The organism is Paraburkholderia sp. BGA-UO-ETr-F12 (assembly GCF_059567945.1).
In genome coordinates, this window is the sequence record NZ_JCAQOZ010000057.1 from 231,629 (window position 1) to 251,226 (window position 19,598).

Sequence of the window (19,598 nt, forward strand, 5' to 3'; positions counted from 1 at the left end):
GATCAACGCTCCGTCGGCAGAGTGCGGGCGCCGCGCCACATCAGGCGGGTACGCCAGTTACGCGGCGCGCTGCCGCTATTGCCGCCGCGAGCCACGCGGCCCGCAAAGAGATTGCGGCCGAGCCGGTTCATGAGTTGCCGCAACACGATCGACAACACCAGATACGTCGCGGTGATGATCAGGTAGCTTTCGAACGAGCGGAAGTTGCGCGACTGGATGAAGTTGGCCGCGTAAGTCAGATCGGGGACCGAGATTTGCGAAACCACCGCCGAGCCAAGCATCACGATCAGCACCTGGCTCAACAACGCGGGAAACACGTTGGCGAGCGCCTGCGGCAGCACGACGTAGCGAAACACCTGGCGCCCATGCAGGCCGAGCGCCTGGGCCGCCTGCACCTGGCCGCGCGAAATCGAATCGATCCCGGCGCGCACGATTTCGATCGCGTAGGCGCCGAGATTGACGGTCATTGCCAGAATCGCGGCCTGTACCTCGTCGATATGAATGCCGAGGCTCGGCAAGCCGAAGAAGATGAAGAACAATTGCACGATGAAGGGCGTGTTGCGGATCAACTCGACATAAGCCGCGACCACGCCGCGCGCCCATTTCGGACCGGCCACCGCGATGCTCGCGCCGCCAATGCCGACGAGGCCGCCGAGCACGGTGGACACGGCGGTCAGTCCCAATGTGACGGCGACACCGCGCGCGAGCAGCCCCGCATAGAGGCCGAAGCCGCTGAAATCGAACGCGTAGGTCATGACGTGGCGCTCATCGTGAGGTCAAACTCCGGCGCGGACGCTCCGAAGGCGTCCGTGCAAACAAGGTTTAGAGATCGGCCGGCAGCGGCGCGCGCAGCCACTTCTGCGAAATCGCATTCATGGTGCCGTCCTTGCGGGCCTTGGCAATCGTTTCGTCGACTTTCTGCTTCAGACGCGGCTCGTTCTTGTTCAAACCGACGTGGTCCGGCGAGCTGAACAGCGAGAACTTCTGCTCCGGATCGTTCGCCGGATGACGCGCGAGAATGGTTGCGCCGACGTCGTTGCCGACTACCATCAACTGTACCTGACCAGAAAGAAACGCCGAAATTGCGCCGTTAGGATCGTCGAATCTTTTTATGGTCGCGCTGGGCGGCGCGATTTTGGTCACGCTCAGGTCTTCCAGCGTGCCGCGCGCGACCGAAATCGTCTTGCCGGCGAGGTCGGCGGCGTTCTTCACGGGCAGTGCCTTCGGGCCGAAGACGGCGAGGTAGTAGGGCGCGTAGGGCTGCGAGAAGTCGATCACCTTTTCGCGCTCCGGCGTCTGGCCGACTGAAAGCAGCATGTCAGCCTTATGGTCGGCGAGGTAGGCCATGCGGTTGTCGCCCGTCACCTGCACGAGTTCGACCTTTGCGTTGAGCGCACGGCCGATCAGGTTGGCGACGTCGATGTCGTAGCCCATCGGTTTCATGTCCGGGCCGATCGAGCCGAACGGCGGATAGTCCTCGAATACGCCGATGCGCACCGTGCCGGTTTTGGCGATGTTGTCGAGCGCGTCGGCATGCGCGGCCGGCGACGCCAGCGCGCACAGGGCGCCGAGGCCGGTGAAGGCGAGCGTCGCGGCAAGCGTGGCGAAGACGCGGCGCGCGTTCGATTGGGCAACTTGGGGCTGGTTCATGGTCTTTCCTCTGTCGAAAACTCGGTACTGGAATGGTTTTTCTGGATGAGCGTTTCAATGCGCCGCGCGGGCAGCGATCAGTTTGCATGCATGCGGTGGCAATTCCGCGAGCACCGGCATGCCGAGCGCCAGTCCCGGCGTTTCTCGCGGGGTGGTGGCGGCCGTCAGCGTGAAACCCGCGCAATCGATCGTCGCTTCGAGTGAGGCTCCCACGTCGCGGATAAACGTCACCGTGCCCGCGAGGCGGTTCGGCCCTGCATGGTCGGAGGCCGATTTGACGCACACGTCTTCCGGCCGGATCAACAGACGGATGTCGCCGCTGGCTTGCGGCACGCGTGCCGGCTGCGCCACCGCAATGCGCCGGCCTCCCGGCAGGCTGACGCCGCCCGCGCCGTCGTAAGTGACCGGCAGGATATTGCCGAGCCCGATGAAGTCGGCGACGAACTCGCTGACCGGGTCGCGATAAATATCGAGCGGTTTGCCGACTTGCGCAATCCGGCCTTTCTCCATCACGACGATTTCGTCGGCCATGGTCATCGCTTCGCGCTGGTCGTGCGTGACCATGATCGTCGTGATGCCGAGGCGCTGTTGCAGCAGGCGAATTTCGACCTGCATCGCTTCGCGCAGCTTGGCGTCGAGCGCGGAGAGCGGTTCGTCGAGCAGCAGCAGTTTCGGTTGCGATGCAATTGCACGCGCAATCGCCACGCGCTGCCGCTGGCCGCCGGAGAGTTGCGTGACGGGCCGGTTCGCCATGTGCGGTAACTGGATCAGATCCAGCAACTCGGCGACGCGCCGTGCTTGCGCGTCTTTCGCGGTCTTGCGCAGCTTGAGCGGATACGCGACGTTTTGCGCCACTGTCATATGCGGAAACAGGGCGAGCGACTGGAACACCATGCCGAAGTCGCGCTGGTTCGCCGGCAGATGCGTAATATCGCGGCCCGCGAAATGGATGCTCCCCGCGCTCGGCGTCTCGAGTCCGGCAATCATCCGCAGCAGCGTGGTCTTGCCGCAGCCGGACGGCCCGAGAAAGCACACCAGCTTGCCGTCGGGCACGCTCAGATCGACGCTGTCGACGGCATAGGTCGTATTGAAGCGCCTGGTCACGGCCTGCAAGGTCAGATGGGTCATCGAATGCTCCAGCAAAAAGGCATCAGCGCAGCGCGGATCGAAAGGCAAAGGGCGATCAAAGCGCCACCCCTTCGTCGCCGATCAGCTTTTCGAGCAGCCAGATCAGCGCGAAGTCGATCGCGACGATGAATACGGCGAAACAGAACACAGTCGGATCGAGCGACGACACCGTGCGGCTGTAGAGCCACACCGGCAGCGTCATCGTGTCGATGCCGTACAGAAAGAACGTCACTGTGAATTCGTTGAACGAGACGATGAACGCGAACAGCATGCCGGCGAGAATACCGGGGCGCATCAGCGGCAGGATGACGTCGATCAGCGCACGGCCCGGGCTTGCGCCCATCACGCAGGCCGCTTCTTCGAACTCCGGGCCGATCGAGGCGACCGATGCCGCGCAGTTCTTCACCGTGAACGGCAGCGCCAGAATCACGTGCGCGATGATCAGGCGGAACACGCCGAGCTCGACCGGCAGCACGTTGAACACCAGCAGCAGCGACAAGCCGAGCATCACCAGCGGATAGACGAGCGGCAGCGCGACCAGTTGTTCGACCGCCGGTTTGCCGCGAAAACGGTAGCGGCTCAGTGCGTACGCGGCCGGCACCGAGACGAGGGTGGCGATGACCATCGTCGAGAGCGCGACGATCAGGCTCGTGCTGAGCGCGGCGCCCATCGAGAGCGAATCGCTCGCATCCGGCGAGACAAAGCTGTGCCATGCCGCGCGGTACCAATGCAGGCCGTAGGCGTGCGGCGGGAATTCAAGCGTGTCTGCCGCGCTGAACGACATGGTGATCATCGTCAGGATCGGCAGCGCGGCGAGGAACAGCACGACGGCGGCGAGCAGCGCGGTGGCCTTGCCGAGCTGGCCGGGCATGGTGGTCGGCAAACGCGGCAAGCGCGGCAGGCGCGGTGAACGCGGTGGGCGCGTCAGGGGAGTCTGGATCGGCGTGCTCATGCGTGAGGCTCCTCGGCGAGACGTTGCGTGCGGCGCACGAGCCGTTGCGACAGTGCCATCACGGTGAGCGTCGCGATCATCAATACGACCCCCGACGCCGATGCCGCGGGCCAGTTGAGCAGGGGCGCGACCTGGTCGTGAACCAGCACGGCAAGCATCGGCACGCGGCGTCCACCGAGCAACAGGGGTACGGCGAATGCGCTGGCGTTGTAAGCGAACACCAGCAACGCGCCGGATACGAGCCCCGGCATGGCGAGCGGCAGCAATACGTGACGCAGCGTTTGCCAACGCGTCGCGCCGAGCGTGGCCGCGGCTTCTTCATACGAGCTCGAGACCGCGCGCATCGCGCTCGACAAGGGCAGTACAGCCAGAGGAAACGCGGTCTGAATCAGGCCGAGCAACACGCCGTGTTCGCGATACAGCCACATCACCGGACGGTCGACGAGGCCGCTGCCGAGCAGCGCGTGATTGAGCAGGCCGGCCGGGCCAAGAATGATCAGCCAGCCGTAACCTTGCAGCAGCAGATTGACGAGCAACGGCAGCAGCACGCCCGCGAGCAGCAGCCGCCGCGCGAGCCGCGACTTGGTGCGCGCCATCGCGAGCGCGACGGGAATTGCCAGCAGCACGGCGCAGACCATGCTTTGAAAGGCGAGCTTCAGCGTGAGCCACAGCGACCTCAGGAAATAGCCGTCGAGGAGATCGGCGTAGTTCTGAAGCGTGAAGCCATGCCATTCGTTGCCTTGCGTACCGAAGCTCATTCGCAGTACGACGAGCGCCGCCGCGCCGAGAATGGCGAGAAACAGCAGGATCGGCGCGAGCAGAAGCCAGGGGCGCGCTTTCGCGAGCGCAGTGGGCGCCTGCTCGTCCGGTGCGCGGGAAGCCGCGCCGGGCGAGCCGGGTGCGGCGCCCGGCGCGTCACCCGATCCCGCGTCCGACGCCGACGATGCGCGCCGTGAAAACCGCGCGAGCATTGCGGTCATGCCGAGAAAATTTCGGTGTAGCGCTTGATCCACGCCGGCTGCACGACGGCGAGCGCCTTGTCGTCATGCAGGATCGCTTTCTCGGCGATCTGCTGCGGGCTCGGCACGAACGCGCGGCTCTCGGCCGGAATCACCGCTTTCGAATTGACGGGTCCGTTCAGCACATCGGCGGCCATGCGGCCTTGCACGCCCGCATCGAGAGAATGGTTGATGAAGGCGTGAATCAGATCGCTGTCGGCGGGGTGCGACTTCGGGATCACCGTGAACATCAACTGCGTGGCGAAGCCTTCCTTCATGCCGTAGGTCACGCCCATCTTGTACTCGGGCTTGCGGATCTGGTCGGGGAAAAAGGCCGGCGAATAGATGCCGCCGATATCGAGCGAACCGGTGCGGAACAGGTCGGCCACCTGATTCGGGTTCTCGCCGAGCGTCATCACGTGGTCTTTCAACTGCATCAGTTTCCTGAAGCCCGGCTCGATGTTCTGTTGCGAGCCGCCGTTCATTTTTGCGGCGATGATGGCGAGGTCTACCGCTTCGGCCCATTCCGGCGGCGGCAGGAACAGGCGTCCGGCGTACTTCGGGTCCCACAGTGCTTCGTACGAAGACGGCGCGGTCTTGACCGTCGACGTGTTGTAGATCAAGCCGTCCGACCACAGCAGATAGCCCACGCCGAAGCCATTCGCGCCCGTGCGGTATTGCGGCGCGACCTCCTTCAGGTTCGGCAGCTTGTCGAGGTCGGGCTTCATCAACAGACCCGCGTCGCCGAGGCCCGCAGCGCCGACGCCGGCCAGCGTGATGACGTCGTAAGTGGGACGATCGCCCGCGGCCTTGACCTTGGCGACCATGCCGGAGGTGCCGTCGGCGCGGTCGGCGATCACCTTCGCGCCGGTCTTCGCCGTGAACGTGGCGGCGATGTTGCGCAAAGCGGCGGCGCCCGTGTCGTCCGACCAGGTCAGCAAGCGCAGTGTCTTGCCGGAGAAGTTGTGCTCTTGCGCTCTGAGATTGATAAACGGCATCGGCAATGTGGACGCCGCGAGCGCCGTGCCGATCGCCTTGATGGCCTGCCTTCTACCCCGTTTGATCTCTTGCATGGCGGTCTCCTGTGTTGAACGCCTGTTGCCTGGTGAGTTTCGCTCTGACCGCTGCCGTTGCATCGCCCATTTGCGCTGCTTGTGATGCCCAACCTTGTGTTCCCGACCTCACGCGATACCCGTTGCGTTGCGTGTGGATGCACTCTAGATTTGCCAAAATCCCCCAACAAACGAAATATGCGCATGGAACGCATGACAGAATCTCATGGGTTGACTGTCGTGCGACGCTAGCGGAGGCTTTGCTACGATCCTTGCGAGCCCCAATCCAGTGGCTTATCGGGGTTAACGTCCATGATTTTCAGGCGCAGAGGGGCTTGACGGAGGTATGAGGAAAGCTCGGTTCTGGTGCGATGTCCGGCAGGATCTGCCCCGAGTCGGTGCAAGCCGGCGTGCCAAGGCTTGAATTGACGGTCACGTCATGAGTGAAATGCATGCGGTTTGCCCGAGCGCACCACGTGCGAGAACTTCTGATCGCGTATGCTGTGGGCTCACAGGGCGTGACGGCGTACAACGCCGCCACCATGCGATGATTTTTCCTGATTCCGGACTGGACTACCCGATGCGACGTCTTCCTCCGCTCAACGCGTTGCAGATTTTCGAAACCGTCGCCCGGCATCGCAGCTTCACGCGTGCCGCGGATCACCTATGCCTGACGCAAGGCGCGGTGAGCCGGCAGATCATCGCGCTCGAGGACTATTACAAGTTTCCCCTCTTCAAACGCCACGCCAAAGGTCTGACGCTGACCGCCGAAGGCGAGTTGCTGCTGCCGGCCGTGAAGGAGAGCTTTGCGCGTATCGAGGAGATATCGCTGCGCCTCACGCGGCAGCGCACCGACCTCGCGCTGAAGGTGCCGACCTGCGTGATGCGCTGGATGTTGCCGAAGATCATGCGTTTCCAGGCCGAGTATCCCGAGCTGCACGTTCAGATCACGACGACCTGGCAACACGACGTCGATTTTCAGCTCGAGCCGTTCGATGCGGCGATCATCTATGGTTCGTCTCCGGGTGTGGGCGTGCAGGCGGTGCCTCTGTTCGAGGAGCGTTTGACGCCGGTGTGCGCGCCCGATCTGCTGAAAGACAAGCCGCTCGACCAGGTCGCGGATCTGGCGCGCCACACGCTGCTGCATCCGACGCGCGATCATCGCGACTGGAAGATGTGGCTTGCCAAAGTGAGCGAGATGGATGCAGCGAATGCGCAAGCTATCGACGCCGAGCACGGCCCGAGCTTCGACACCCTCGACATGGCGACCAACGCCGCGCTGCAGGGCTTCGGTGTCGCCATCAGCGACCTTGCGTTGATCGATGAGGACGTCGCGGCGAGGCGCCTCGTGCGGCCATTCGAGACAGTGCTCAAGACCGGCTGGCGCTATTACTTTGTGTATCCGGATTCAGTCGCGCATCAGCAGAAGCTGAATCTGTTTCGCGACTGGATCGCGGCGCATTGGGAAGAGTAGGAAGAGCCGGCGGCGCCGGGTGTGTGGGCGGGGCGCAAGGCCCCGGACCACAGACCGCCGTCAGGGCGCGAAGGACAGAAACAGATACGCCGCGAACAACGACAGATGCACGGCGCCTTGCAGGATCGTCGTGCGCCCGGAGCTCAGCGTCAGGGTGCCGACTACCAGCGTGAGCATCAGCAGTACGGTTTCCTTGCCGTCGATACCGAGGATGAGCGGCTGGGCGGTCCACAAGAACACCGCGGCAACCGTTGGAATGGTCAACCCGATACTGGCCAGCGCCGAGCCGAGCGCGAGATTCAGGCTGTTCTGCAAACGGTCGGCGCGCGCCGCGCGCACGGCGGCAAGTCCTTCCGGCAGCAGCACCAGCGCGGCGATGATAATGCCGACCACCGCCGGCGGCGCGCCCGCGTTCTGCACTGCGGTTTCAACCACCGGCGAGAGCACTTTCGCCAGCAACACCACAGCGACCAGGCACACCACCAGCAAACCGCCGGCCGCCAGCGCGACACCGATGCTCGGCGGGGCGGCATGGACGTCCTCGTCGGGGACGTCGGCGAGAAAGTAATCGCGATGCCGCACGGTCTGAACGAACACGAACACCCCGTACAGCACCAGCGACGAAACGCCCGCGAAGGCCAGTTGCGACGACGACAGCAGCGGGCCCGCGCTGGTCGTCGTGTAATTCGGCATCACCAGCGTCAATACAGACAAGGACGCAAGCACCGCCAGCGCGGCCGCGGCGCCACGGCTCTGAAAGTCCTGCTCGCGATGCCGGATGCCGCCCACCAGCAGACAGATACCCACGATCCCATTGCACACGATCATGACCGCAGCGAACACCGTGTCGCGTGCGAGACCGGCTTTTTCCGGACCGGACGTCAACATCACCGAAACGATGAGAGCAACTTCGATCACCGTCACGGCCACCGCCAGCACCAGGGTGCCGAACGGTTCGCCGACACGATGCGCCACCACTTCCGCATGGTGGACCGCCGTGAACACGGCAGCGCACAGTGCGACGCCGATCAGCGCGAGCAGCAGCCCGTTACCCGGCAGGGCATACGCGGCTCCCAGCACGATCCAGGCGGCGAAAGGCGCGGCGATGGTCCAGCGGGGCAAGGCGGTCGCGGTTGTGGTCATTCGGGCTTCCTTTCGTTGCGGGTTCTTGTTGCCTGTAGCTGACTGGCGCGAGATGGACAGGTGGGGCGCCGGCAAGACCTGCGAGCGAGCGTAAGTTGCTAAACCATCCCGTCAACAACGCGCCCTAACGCATTAAATTATAAAGGAAAGTTTTCGGCGGACGAGGCTTTGTGAGCCTGCGGGACGGATTGCGCCGACGCAGTGGCGAAGGTGCGCAACAGCCGGGTTTGGCAATTGCGTGGAAATTCAGGGGAAACAGACTGGATGTTTCAGTCCGGACGCGCCGCCTTGCGAGAAGCATTGCGCCCGGTGTAGCACTAAGGCTGCTGACGCGGTTTTACTGTCCGACCGGACGGATCGACAGTGCGTTCTTGACCGACGTCACGCCCGGCACGGCTTGCGCGGCCTGCGTGGCGAGGTCGACTTGCGGCTGCTCAGGCACCGTGCCGGCCAGCGTCACTGCGCCGCCACGTGCGCGCACCGTGATATTGCTGACCGTCAGGCCCTTGGTCTTCGACAGTGCGCTGCGCACTTTGCGTCCCAATGCACGGTCGGCTTTCTTGGCCGACTTGGCGTTAGGCGCCGCCGAAGCAGCCATGGGGGCCGCGGTAGCCGCGGCATCGCTGGTTTGCGCGTACGCACTGACGGATGCCAGAACGATCAGCGCGCCGCCGACCATCTTGATTGCCTGGAATGCTTTCATTCAACTCTCTCCTATTGTCATGAACACGACGGCCCGTGGATGGGCCGGTGTACTACGCCAGCGGTACTTCGGGATCAAACCTGAATGGAACGTTGCTGCGGATCGTGCGACTTCTTGCAAACTGTAAGTTGAACAGGTGCGCTTGAACACACGCATGCCGGCAAGGGCTGTGCTGCGGGCCGGAAACACACGATACTCCAATTAGTGCCATGGTGATCGCGCCGCTGCCCGGAAGTGAGGTTTTGGTACAACGAATGGGCGGATGAACGCGGGCCGATGGCGCTTTATGTCGCTTATCGCTTGATGCGGCGCGGCGACACGCTCGGGCGTGTCCGCTGAGTGCCCCGCTCGCGCCTGCGTCGACCTTGCGCCTCGCGCCTAACGATCCATCCGGACCGCATGCCGAAACAACCGCTACCCATCTTGCCATTGCTTCGTGACGATTTGCCGCCTGATGCGACCGCGTTGGCGCGTTTCATGGTTGGCAAATACCTGGTGCACGATCTTCCCGAAGGCCGTATGAGCGGGCGGATTGTCGAGACTGAAGCGTATCCGGTCGGCGACCCGACCAGCCACGCGTTTATTGGCCGTCGCCCGTATAACGGCTCGATGTTTCTCGCTCCCGGCCACGCTTATATCCGGCTCACGTACGGACTCTCGTACATGCTGAACATGTCCGCGGAAGCGGAGGATATCGGCGCCGGTATTCTGCTGCGCGCCATCGAACCGCTGGAAGGCTTGCCGTTGATGGAAGCGCGGCGGCCTGGCGTGCCGCTGCGCGATCTTGCGCGCGGCCCCGGCCGGCTCACCACGGCCTTGGGCATCGGTCAGTCGTTCGACGGTCGCGATCTTTGCACCGGGCGTGACCTGTGGATCGGCGTGATAGAGAAGGATGTGCCGATCGGCGTGACGACACGCATCGGCTTATCGCGCGAAATGCATCGGCCATTGCGGTTTTTTGAACCCGGCAGTGCGTTCGTCAGCGGACCACGAAAGCTGCTGCTGCCCCCGCACGCCGAAACTTTGACCCACGCGCCGGATTGATCTTTAGTGACGTGCGATGCGGTGAAACATGCGTAATGGGTGAAATTGTCGGAACATCAGACAGAAAGGTTACGATCCCGACAATTATTACGGTAAGGACGGCACTTCAATCAGGCTCCTGCGTAGGTTCCGCCGCATTCTTTCGAATCGAACAATTATGTATCTCGTAATTAAGGGTTTTCCCTCGATGATCGGGTGACTAGACTGGAATCACTCGCTTCTCACATGGTGTGGCAAGCGAAGCAAAAAATCAGATCTGGAGGTAAGTCATCATGAAATCGCTCATCAAGGCAGTCGCTATTGCAGCCATTCTGGCCGCCCCGGTCGCTTCTTTCGCTCAATCGAGCCAACAACCCTTGACGCGCGCGGAAGTTCGCAGCCAGTTGATCCAGTTGGAACAGGCGGGCTACAACCCCGCCACCAGCAACGACACAAACTATCCGTCTGACATTCAGGCCGCCGAAAGCCGTGTGCAGGCGCAAAATCCGGCCGTCGCGCAGACGCAGGAACCGGTCGCGAATACCAGTGGTTATGGCGGCACGGTGAGCGGTTCGTCACAAGCGGGTGGCGTGGTCCAGCCGATGTCCGGCCCGAAGTCGGTTTATTTCGGTAACTGATTGGAGGGCTGTAATGAGGGGCTGCAATGAAGCGGTGCAAGCGCTCAGGTGCGCTGCCCCATGAAGTTCGTCGAGCGTGCATCGATTGAGCGCACGCTCGACGTTTAGCAAGCAGTCAGTAGTTCGATACGGATATGACAATGCGCACCGGACGCGGTGCGCATTGTCAAAACAGGAACCTCCGCTGCCGCAAGGTAGCTTCGCCCAACCTCTTTCAAGGATTGGGCTTTTTTTGCGCCAACTTGCGCCCGCCTGTGCCCGCTTACGCCCGGCAGCGAGTCGCACACCCGACGTGCGGCGAATCTCAGGGCCGCTCGCCGTGGATATAGAACTCCAGTTGCTGGATGGTGAATTGCTGCTCGGCGATGATGTTCTTCACCAGGTCGCCGATCGAGACCATGCCCACCAGCCGGCCGTTTTCGATCACCGGCAAGTGGCGCATGCGCCGTTCGGTCATCAGCGCCATGCAGTCGTCGGTGCTCTGGTCCGGGCGCACGAAGCGCACGGCTTTGCTCATGATGTCGCGCACCGGCGTGGCCTTCGACGAACGGTCCATCAGCACGACCTTGCGCGCATAGTCGCGCTCCGTCACGATCCCGGCGATGCTGTCGCCCTCGGTTACGACCAGTGCGCCGATGCCTTTTTCAGCCATCAGCTTGATCGCGTCGTAGACGGAATCGTCGGCCTCGACAGTAAAGACGGTGGTGTGATTGGGTTTTGTTTTCAGAAGCTGTGCAACGCTTGTCATGGAGCGGCTCCGTTTCGCAGTGCAGCACGCCGATGCGGCGCGCTGTCGTGAGGGACAGGCCATTCCAGTATAGGCGCGCAGCGCCGCTGGAAGTACTTCGGGAATACCTGTGGCGCGCAGCATATCCGGCATGGGTTAGCGTTCGGGAGCGGCGCGGCGCCACGGCGGTTCCTTGCGCGGCGCATGGACATCCGGGTGCGTTGCGCCGATTAGCGGTAAACTCCCAGTCCGTACTTGTCTGTACCTTATCCCCGGTTTGATCGGGTTCATGTCAGCACCATTGTCCAACGCCATGCTCACGTCTCACGATCCGTCGCCAGCAGCAGACGGCGCAATCAACGGCGAATGCGTCATCCTCGACGCTACCGCCACGCTCCCCACGCGCTACGGCACGTTCACCTCCTACGTGTTTCGCGTGTGCGAAAGCGGCGCCGAACATCTCGCGCTTGTGATGGGCGACGTCGCCAACAAGTCGTCCGTATTGACGCGCCTGCACTCCGAGTGCCTGACGGGCGACGTGCTCGGCTCGTACCGCTGCGATTGCGGCGAGCAGCTCGATCTGGCGCTGCGCTATATCGCGGCCGAAGGCTGCGGTGTGCTGCTTTATCTGCGTGGCCACGAAGGGCGCGGCATTGGCCTGTCGAACAAGATTCGCGCGTATGCGCTGCAGGAGCAGGGCCGTGATACCGTCGAGGCCAATCTCGATCTCGGCTTGCCCGACGACTCGCGCGAATACGATTCGGCGGCGGGCATTCTGCGCACGCTCAAGGTGACCTCGGTGCGCCTGATGAGCAACAATCCGGAGAAGTTCGACACGCTGTCGAAGCACGGTATTCCGGTATGTGAGCGGGTCGCGCTGGCGATTCCGATGCGCGAGGAAAACGAGCGCTATATCCGCACCAAGCAATTGAAGTTTGGGCACTATTTCGACGAGAACGAATAAGCGACGCGTAGTCGCCGGCCGCCTTTTGCAAACGGCAGCCGGCGCTAACACGTTGTTTTCGTCAATAGAGTGCGACCTCAGGTGGCCAGCTTTGGCGGAACTGAGGCGCGCCCACGGTGCACAGGTGGTTCGCCCGGGCCGGTGAGTCAGAACAGACTGAAGTCGTCGTTACTGTCGGGAATCGCGTTGAGCACGTCCTGAAGCGCTCGCCAGCCGACCAGTCCCGCAAGGCCCGCGGAAATCTCCAGAATCGCCGTCCAGTCGCGGCTGCTCGTCGTTCCGCGCGCGTGCAGTGGACGCCGCGCGGCGATTTTCCGTGATTTCATCGATACGCGCAGCAAAGGGCAGGTATGCATGCCGTTTCTCCTATCGCGAGTGCCGTTCAGCGTGCGGCGGCGCTTGCCGGCGAGGCTGCGGCGACGCGCGCCAGGATCGCCGCGAAGGCGTCGGCGAGCGTGGTCGAGCCGAAGCGCCGCTCGCTGATCCCGGTTTCGACGTCGATGCGGCCCGCGTTGTGCGCGTCGTACAGATCCGTGATGAGACGTGCGTGATTCGCGCCGAGTCCCGCGCCCTCGAGCATCCCGGCCCATTCGCCGCGGGGCACTTCGTAGGCCGTAATCTGACGCTGCGTCAATGCACCGAGCGTGCGTGCGAGGTCTAACGCGCTGACGCGCGTTTCGCCTTCGATACTGACCACGCGCGGCGCCTCTTTCGCCGGCCTCTCGTCGAGCAGGAGTTCGGCGGCCAGCAGTCCTACGTCCTCGGCGGCGACCGTCGGAAACAGCTTGATCAACGGATGATGCAGGCTCGGCAGCACGCCTCTCGCAAGTGCGACAGGTAAGAGGCGCGCCCAGTTATGCATGTGTTCCGCTGCACGCAGAAACGTCAATTGCGCGGCAATGGGCGCGAGCCGCATTTCGAGGGTGTGAAACAGCGTCGTAATGCCCGTGCCGCTCGGATGTTCCGCGCCGTAGTCCGAGAGCGCGAGCACGCGTTGCGGCGGGTCGGCACGCAATACGTTCGCGCTCACGTCGATCATGCGGCGCATCGTGGTTGCGGGATCGGCGTCGGCGCGCGGCACCGGGCACAGTATCTGTACCGCGTATGCCCCCTCGATGGCGCGCGCGACCGAGGCGGCGTCGAGCAGATCGGCAACGGCGATTTCGCAGCCGATTTCCTCCAGCAGCGCGCCTTGCTCGTTGTTACGGACCACCGCGCGCACGTCACAGCCCGCCCGGCGCAATGCCGCCGCGCTCACTCTACCTACATTGCCTGCTGCTCCAAAGATCACAAACACGTTCGGCTCCTGGCTGATTCGGTATGTCGTCATCTTAGGGAGGCCGGCAACGAGAAACGCGCGGGCGCGGATCGTCTTGCGCAGATTCGGATGATTGTTTTGTTCTGCGGCGACGCAGCATGCCGATTGTGGCAGCGCGAGCTCAAGCATCGCGACGAAAAACGCAGCACAATGCACACACGTTGGCCGTCATCCACGAGGGAAAGCAATGAATGCCGTGACACCGATACTGCAACCGCACAGTGGTTCCCGCCTGGTATTGCGTTCCAGCAAGGCGCTCGGCTGGCAGGGTTTTGGCGCGGATCTGGTCAACGTGTCGGCCGGACTGCACCGGATCCCGGCGCTCAAGCATCATCGCGTGGGCGTGCATGTCGGCGCGCCGGTCAAGGCGCGTTGCATGTGCAACGAGCGGCGCTACTCCCGGATTCAGGCGCATGGCGACACCGATGTGATTCCCGCGGGCGTCGACGGGCAGTGGACCGATGAAGCCGCCTGCACGATTTTCAGCGTGTGGATCGGCGAGGACTTCGCGCAGCGCACCGTCGAGCAACTGGAACTGAAAACGAGTGAAGCGCGGCTGCGTCCGCAGCTCCAGATGCGCGATCCGCGCTTCCAGCATCTGGCCTGGGCCTTACGCGCCGAACTCGAAGCGGATGATGCGTCCGATCCGCTTTACGCTGAAAGCCTGTGTACGGCGATGGTGGTGCGGCTGATCGGCAGCGCGCCGATACTCGACAAGCTCGAAAACAAACGCCGTACGCTGGCGCCGAAAACTGCCGCGCGTGTGATCGAGTTTATCGAAGCGCATCTGGATCAACGTCTCACGCTCGCCGAACTGGCCGCGCACGCCGAGTTGAGCGTGCCGCATTTCAAGGTGCTGTTTCGCGAGACGCTCGGTATGCCGGTGCATCAATACGTGGTGCAGCGGCGGGTGGAGCGGGCCCGTGCACTCCTGCTTCAAGGCCGCTTGAGCGCGAGCCAGATCGCGTTGGAGACGGGCTTTGCGCATCAGAGTCATATGGCGCACTGGATGGGGCGGTTGCTGGGGGTAACGCCGCGGGAACTGGTCAAGTCAAGCGCGAATCCAGACAACATGATCGAACTCGAACGCTTCAATGCCCGCCGCATCGCGACGCTGCGATAGAGCTTGAGAACGCACTGCAGCATAAGCAGTTTGGAGTTCCCGCTCTATTGCCCTCACTCGATTTGTATAGCTAAATACGCGGACTTCGCAACCGGAGGCCGTCATATGTCGAAATCGAAGGGTTCTCGCATCGTCGCCTGGGCGATCGCTGCTGCTGTTGCCAATGCGCCGCTCGCCGCGCTTCTGACACTAGCCACGCCGGCCGGAATCGATCGCGCGGTTGCCGCGACATCGAATACCGCCAGCGACGATTACGCGGCAACCCGCTATCCGATCATCCTCGTACATGGCCTTACCGGCACCGACAAGTATCTCGGCGTACTCGACTACTGGTACGGCATTCAGTCGGACCTCCAGCAGCACGGTGCAACCGTGTATGTGGCGAACCTTTCGGGTTTTCAAAGCGACGACGGTCCGAGCGGCCGTGGCGAACAGTTGCTCGCTTACGTGAAGCAGGTTCTGGCGGCAACCGGTGCGCAGAAGGTAAACCTGATCGGTCACAGCCAGGGCGGCTTGACGTCGCGCTATGTCGCGGCGGTCGCGCCGGAACTCGTCGCTTCGGTGACCACCATCGGCGCGCCGCATCGCGGTTCGGAGTTCGCCGACTTCGTGCAGGACGCGTTGAAAAAAGACCCGACCGGTCTTTCGACGCCGATCATCGGCGCCTTTGCGAATATCTTCGGCATCCTGACGAGTAGCAGTCACAACACCAACCAGAACGCGGTAGCCGCGCTGCAAACGCTGACCACAGCGAACGCCGCCGCCTACAACCTGCGCTATCCGAGCGCGGGTCTCGGCGCACCGGGTTCGTGTCAAACCGGCGCGGCGACTGAAACCGTCAACGGCAACACGCATCTGTTGTATTCGTGGGCGGGCAGCGCGATTCAACCCACGTCGATACTGGGCATTCCAGGTGCTACCGACACCAGTGTCGCGCCGCTCGATGCCGCCGACGTCCTCGATCCGTCGACACTCGTTTTGTACGGCACCGGCGCCATCATGCTGAGCCGACAGTCGGGGCAGAACGACGGCCTCGTCTCGGTGTGCAGCGCGCTCTACGGCAAGGTGCTCAGTACCAGCTATAAGTGGAATCACCTCGACGAAATCAACCAGTTGCTCGGCGTACGCGGCGCGAATGCAGCGGATCCGGTTGCGGTGATCCGTACGCAGGCTAACCGGTTGAAGACGCAAGGCGTGTGAGCGGATGCGGCGATTGGGTCGATTGGGGCGAGTAGGACGTTTTGGGCGGCAACGGGGCAGTGCGCGGAGTCAATGGCTGGCTTTTATCGCTGTGGGCGTGCTGTCGGCCGGCGCCGCGTTGTGGCTGAGTCGTGCGCCGCTCACGCATGAAGCGTCGGCACAAAAAACTGCGCGTGCCGCGAGTGCTGCGCAACAGGCGCCTGCTGTGAGTAAAACCGCGACCGCAGACGCATCGATGTCCGGAGCATTGCCCGCTTCGCTCGACGGATCGTCGCCGCCGCGCCTGCCAACCGACGGTCATGGCCACCTCGCGCGGACGCGTGCGGTCCGCGATTTCTTCGATTACTTCCTGACGACGCAAAATGAAATTTCAGCGGCGACGCTCGACGCCGTGGTGCGCCGTCAGATCGCGGCACAACTCGACGGCACGTCGGCCGCCGACGAAGCGCTGACCGTCTGGCAGCGCTACAACGCGTATCTCAAGGCGCTCGCGCAATTACCGGACAGTTCTCCGACGCAGAGCCAAAGCCAGAACCCGGGCGGCGCAAAGCCGAACTTCGACGCGCTGCAACTCTCACTCGATCAGCGCGACGCGTTGGGCGCGCGATTGCTGGGGGAATGGAACGAGCCGTTCTTCGGCGCTGAATCGCAGCGGCAACACACCGATCTGGCCCGCCTGCGCATCGCGTCGGATAACTCGCTCAGCGACGCGCAGAAAGCGGCCCGCCTCGCCGCGCTCGACGCCGCACTCCCGCCGGAAGTGCGCGCGGCTCACGAGCGTGCACGCCAGCAGCAGGCCGCGCTCGACGCGATCGCTCAGGCGCAGAAGCAAGGCGGTTCGCTCGATGCAATGCGTGCGCAGATCACGCAGACACTGGGGCCCGAAGCGGCGGAGCGCGTCGTGCAGATGCAGCAAGCCGACGACGCCTGGCAAGCCCGCTATGCGGACTACGCGAGCCAGCGCGCGCAAATCGACAAACAGGGTTTGCCGCCTCAGCAACACGACGCGCAGGTCGCCCAACTGCGTCAGCAGTTCTTCAGCAATCCGGGCGACGCCATGCGCGCGGCGTCGCTCGATCGCGGCAGCGGTTCAGCCAACTGAGCCCGCTATTGCAGTTCGGCACGGCCTGTCAACCCGGCGCCACGCCCGTCAACTGCGAATACACGTCGTGCGAGAGTTGCAACAGCACCTTGCGATCGATCCCGCCCGACACGGCATAGCCAAAGTCGCCATCGACCCAGTAGAACACGTTCACCGGCCCGTCCTGATACAGCTTGAACGCCGTGGTATTCGAACTCACCTGACGATGCGAGATGCACAGCGTCACGCGTTCGCCGTTTGGCCCGCGATACATGAATTGCGCAGTCGGCCCGTCGGCGCCCGGCAACAGGCGGCCGCCCGACAGGTTGAAACCGCTCTTCGAGAGCATCGGCGGATGCACGTTGGTGCCGAGCCGGTTGGACAGCCATTGCACGAAATCCTGTTCGTGATCCGCGGTCATGTCAGCCGGCCGATCGATAGCCGGCATGTAGACCACATGCGCCACCGCGGCCTGCCGCGCAAGCATTTCCGAACTATCCGCGCTAACGGGACGCATATCCGCCTGACCTGCAATCGGCGCGACCACGTCCCGGCCCATATGCGTGCCCATGCCGATGCCTACACCCATCACCAGCGCCGCTGCCATGCCGGCAACCTGCGGCCAGTTGGCAGCAATATTCCAGCGGCGCTTGCCGGCCGCCGGGGTCTGCAGACGTTTGGGCACGGGCTCGCTCAGCACGCGGTCATAGCGTTCATGGAACATGTTGTTCAGCGAGAAATAGTCGCTGACGCGGGCGGCCAGTTCGGGGTTCTGTTCGAGCGCGCGCTCCACTTCGACGCGCCGTTCGTCGGACAGCGTTCCGTCCACGTAGGCGTGCAGGTCTTCTTCGCCGATCGGCGTATGTTGGTCGCTCATCGCACCACCTGTAATTTTGCACCGGGCTGCGTGCCCGCCATCAACGCCCGAAGCCGCTCGCGTCCGCGCGAAAGACGCGACATCACCGTGCCGAGCGGAATGTTCAGCGCGAGGGCCACGTCGGCATAGCTCATTTCCTCGAGACCGACCAGCAACACGACTTCTCGCTGCTCGATCGGCAGGCGCTGCAACGCGTAGTCGAGGTCACGCATTTCCAGCGAGCGGGTTTGATCGGACGGCACGGCAAACTCGCTTTCGTGGACACTTGCATCGTCGACCGCCACGTGGACGGCGCGCGCCGAAGCCTTACGCGCCTGATTGGCGAACACGTTATGCATGATCGTGAACAGCCACGCGCGCAGGTCGGTGCCGGGCTGGAACATGCCGGTGCGGCCGAGCGCGCGTTCGAGCGTGTCCTGCACCAGATCGTCGGCGAGATCGCGATTGTTGATCAGCGCTCGCGCATAGCGCCGCAAGCGCGGCACATGTTCCATCAACTCGTCACGGACATCCATTTTTCATCCCGATCATGGGGCTTCTCGTAAGGCGCCGGGTAGGCGGCGGTCGATTGAACCGCCACGCGCATTCAAACTGCGAACACGCGTGAGCGCATTTTATTCCGTTGTTTTTTGCAGCGTGGCGGGAGCGTCAGCGCACGGTTTAGCGCATGGTCATCGCGTCTGCGGCGCGCATCAGGCGACGAGTACGAGCATCGCCCGCCACGACAAAGTGCTGGCGCTGCGCCGTCCACGTCAGCAAGCGGATTTCACCGATACGGCGGGCGGTCCACTGCGGCTGTGCGTGTGCAAACAGTGCCAGGGTGGACATCACCACGACGGGCTGATTGTCTTCGTTCAGATAGACGAATTCGTTGGCGCGTTGGAACGGGCCGAGCGATATGGCCCTTTGATCCACAAGCCGCAGCCCTATCGCGGCGAGTCCGGGTGCGGACAAATCCGTTCGCGTCGGCGACGCGGCGGGATAGGGCGCGGCGGCGATTTCCGCCAACGCCATCACGGCGGCATTGTCGAGCGCCTGCCTGGACACCTGGGTGGCGGAAAGCCAGCCGCTCGCGGCCGCCAGCGCCAGAACCAGCGCTGCGAGTGTGTTGAAGACCTTGCCCGGACGCTTCGCGGCTTTCAGCCGGCCGGGCACGCCGTGCGCTCCCTCTGCGCGGTTCGAAACGGGTTCGCCGGTGGTCTGGAAGGCTTGCTGCATCTGTGCGTTCAATCTCCCGTAGAACGCCACCCGGCGTGCCTCCGCCGGATCCTTGCCCAGATAGTCCCGCAGAAACGCGGCGCGTTCCGGGCTCAGCGTGCCATCGGCGTAGGCCTGAATATCGGCTTCGGAAAGCGGCGAGTCGGAGGGGGCGTCGGTTGAGGTCATGGTGTCGGCGTGCGTCGGATTTCAGCTAGCAAACGGCAAACACGCGCCGAGGCGGTTTTATTCCACGGTTGAAGTTTGTTTTTTTCGAAGCGTCAAAGCAGGAATAAAAACCGCCAGCCCGTGGTTTTCCCTCATGCGAACCCGCACAAAACTCTCTGGAG

General features: G+C 63.2%; 21 protein-coding genes. 7 read left to right on the plus strand and 14 right to left on the minus strand.

The window, feature by feature from the left end; translation table 11 throughout:
- Positions 1–2: 2 nt before the first annotated feature.
- The 6 genes from AC57B6_RS27760 to AC57B6_RS27785 all read right to left on the minus strand — a co-directional run bounded on the left by AC57B6_RS27760 (position 3) and on the right by AC57B6_RS27785 (position 5,801).
- Positions 3–755, minus strand: a complete 753-nt coding sequence (locus AC57B6_RS27760; RefSeq protein ID WP_030100747.1) for an amino acid ABC transporter permease — start codon at positions 753–755, stop codon at positions 3–5.
- Positions 756–822: 67 nt separating this feature from the next.
- A complete protein-coding gene (locus AC57B6_RS27765) occupies positions 823–1,650 on the minus strand; it encodes a transporter substrate-binding domain-containing protein (RefSeq protein ID WP_046570690.1) in 828 nt (275 codons plus the stop codon).
- Positions 1,651–1,704: 54 nt separating this feature from the next.
- On the minus strand, positions 1,705–2,778 hold the full coding sequence (locus AC57B6_RS27770) for an ABC transporter ATP-binding protein (RefSeq protein ID WP_496422514.1): 1,074 nt from the start codon (positions 2,776–2,778) through the stop codon (positions 1,705–1,707).
- A 55-nt stretch (positions 2,779–2,833) separates the two neighbouring features.
- Entirely contained in the window at positions 2,834–3,730 is an 897-nt protein-coding gene (locus tag AC57B6_RS27775; protein ID WP_183800051.1) for an ABC transporter permease, read from the minus strand.
- Positions 3,727–4,710 carry an ABC transporter permease gene (locus AC57B6_RS27780; RefSeq protein ID WP_216751581.1) on the minus strand — a complete coding sequence of 328 codons (984 nt, stop codon included), beginning with the start codon at positions 4,708–4,710 and terminating at the stop codon, positions 3,727–3,729. Before AC57B6_RS27780 ends, AC57B6_RS27775 begins: the two co-directional genes overlap by 4 nt.
- Entirely contained in the window at positions 4,707–5,801 is a 1,095-nt protein-coding gene (locus AC57B6_RS27785; RefSeq protein ID WP_028197228.1) for an ABC transporter substrate-binding protein, read from the minus strand. Before AC57B6_RS27785 ends, AC57B6_RS27780 begins: the two co-directional genes overlap by 4 nt.
- 559 nt (positions 5,802–6,360) lie before the next feature.
- Between AC57B6_RS27785 and AC57B6_RS27790 the strand changes: the two genes are divergently transcribed.
- Positions 6,361–7,254, plus strand: coding sequence for a LysR substrate-binding domain-containing protein (locus tag AC57B6_RS27790; protein WP_046570686.1), 894 nt, complete (start codon positions 6,361–6,363; stop codon positions 7,252–7,254).
- 60 nt (positions 7,255–7,314) lie between these two features.
- On the opposite strand, the gene AC57B6_RS27795 is transcribed toward AC57B6_RS27790, so the two are convergent.
- Together AC57B6_RS27795 and AC57B6_RS27800 are read right to left on the minus strand one after the other, a co-directional pair.
- On the minus strand, positions 7,315–8,397 hold the full coding sequence (locus AC57B6_RS27795) for a calcium:cation antiporter (RefSeq protein ID WP_028197226.1): 1,083 nt from the start codon (positions 8,395–8,397) through the stop codon (positions 7,315–7,317).
- 337 nt (positions 8,398–8,734) lie between these two features.
- Positions 8,735–9,100: a BON domain-containing protein gene (locus AC57B6_RS27800; protein ID WP_028197225.1), complete on the minus strand. Its 366-nt coding sequence runs from the start codon at positions 9,098–9,100 to the stop codon at positions 8,735–8,737.
- Positions 9,101–9,499: 399 nt separating this feature from the next.
- Between AC57B6_RS27800 and AC57B6_RS27805 the strand changes: the two genes are divergently transcribed.
- Both AC57B6_RS27805 and AC57B6_RS27810 read left to right on the plus strand, forming a co-directional pair.
- Positions 9,500–10,144 carry a DNA-3-methyladenine glycosylase gene (locus tag AC57B6_RS27805; protein WP_178370067.1) on the plus strand — a complete coding sequence of 215 codons (645 nt, stop codon included), beginning with the start codon at positions 9,500–9,502 and terminating at the stop codon, positions 10,142–10,144.
- A 272-nt stretch (positions 10,145–10,416) separates the two neighbouring features.
- Positions 10,417–10,761 carry a DUF4148 domain-containing protein gene (locus AC57B6_RS27810; protein ID WP_030100741.1) on the plus strand — a complete coding sequence of 115 codons (345 nt, stop codon included), beginning with the start codon at positions 10,417–10,419 and terminating at the stop codon, positions 10,759–10,761.
- A gap of 304 nt (positions 10,762–11,065) precedes the next feature.
- Here AC57B6_RS27810 and AC57B6_RS27815 read toward each other — a convergent pair whose 3' ends face one another.
- A complete protein-coding gene (locus AC57B6_RS27815; RefSeq protein WP_496422536.1) occupies positions 11,066–11,509 on the minus strand; it encodes a CBS domain-containing protein in 444 nt (147 codons plus the stop codon).
- 292 nt (positions 11,510–11,801) lie between these two features.
- Between AC57B6_RS27815 and ribA the strand changes: the two genes are divergently transcribed.
- A complete protein-coding gene (gene ribA / locus AC57B6_RS27820) occupies positions 11,802–12,452 on the plus strand; it encodes a GTP cyclohydrolase II (protein WP_028197221.1) in 651 nt (216 codons plus the stop codon).
- Between the two features lie 146 nt (positions 12,453–12,598).
- Here the strand turns inward: ribA and AC57B6_RS27825 are convergent, their stop codons facing one another.
- Positions 12,599–12,808, minus strand: coding sequence for a hypothetical protein (locus tag AC57B6_RS27825; RefSeq protein ID WP_028197220.1), 210 nt, complete (start codon positions 12,806–12,808; stop codon positions 12,599–12,601).
- A gap of 26 nt (positions 12,809–12,834) precedes the next feature.
- Positions 12,835–13,749 (minus strand): NAD(P)H-binding protein, encoded by a 915-nt coding sequence (locus tag AC57B6_RS27830; protein WP_496422515.1) that lies wholly within the window; start codon positions 13,747–13,749, stop codon positions 12,835–12,837.
- 208 nt (positions 13,750–13,957) lie between these two features.
- Between AC57B6_RS27830 and AC57B6_RS27835 the strand changes: the two genes are divergently transcribed.
- The 3 genes from AC57B6_RS27835 (at position 13,958) to AC57B6_RS27845 (ending at position 17,195) form a co-directional block, all read left to right on the plus strand.
- On the plus strand, positions 13,958–14,893 hold the full coding sequence (locus AC57B6_RS27835) for an AraC family transcriptional regulator (protein WP_406868553.1): 936 nt from the start codon (positions 13,958–13,960) through the stop codon (positions 14,891–14,893).
- Positions 14,894–14,998: 105 nt separating this feature from the next.
- Positions 14,999–16,093 carry a triacylglycerol lipase gene (locus AC57B6_RS27840; protein WP_496422516.1) on the plus strand — a complete coding sequence of 365 codons (1,095 nt, stop codon included), beginning with the start codon at positions 14,999–15,001 and terminating at the stop codon, positions 16,091–16,093.
- A 4-nt stretch (positions 16,094–16,097) separates the two neighbouring features.
- Positions 16,098–17,195 (plus strand): lipase secretion chaperone, encoded by a 1,098-nt coding sequence (locus tag AC57B6_RS27845; RefSeq protein ID WP_144194393.1) that lies wholly within the window; start codon positions 16,098–16,100, stop codon positions 17,193–17,195.
- Positions 17,196–17,223: 28 nt separating this feature from the next.
- Here AC57B6_RS27845 and AC57B6_RS27850 read toward each other — a convergent pair whose 3' ends face one another.
- The 3 genes from AC57B6_RS27850 to AC57B6_RS27860 form a co-directional block, all read right to left on the minus strand.
- Positions 17,224–18,051: an anti-sigma factor family protein gene (locus AC57B6_RS27850; RefSeq protein ID WP_028197215.1), complete on the minus strand. Its 828-nt coding sequence runs from the start codon at positions 18,049–18,051 to the stop codon at positions 17,224–17,226.
- Positions 18,048–18,566, minus strand: a complete 519-nt coding sequence (locus tag AC57B6_RS27855) for a sigma-70 family RNA polymerase sigma factor (RefSeq protein WP_028197214.1) — start codon at positions 18,564–18,566, stop codon at positions 18,048–18,050. The genes AC57B6_RS27850 and AC57B6_RS27855 overlap by 4 nt, the downstream gene beginning before the upstream one ends.
- Before the next feature lie 145 nt (positions 18,567–18,711).
- Positions 18,712–19,437 carry an anti-sigma factor family protein gene (locus tag AC57B6_RS27860; protein ID WP_496422517.1) on the minus strand — a complete coding sequence of 242 codons (726 nt, stop codon included), beginning with the start codon at positions 19,435–19,437 and terminating at the stop codon, positions 18,712–18,714.
- Between the last annotated feature and the right edge of the window lie 161 nt (positions 19,438–19,598).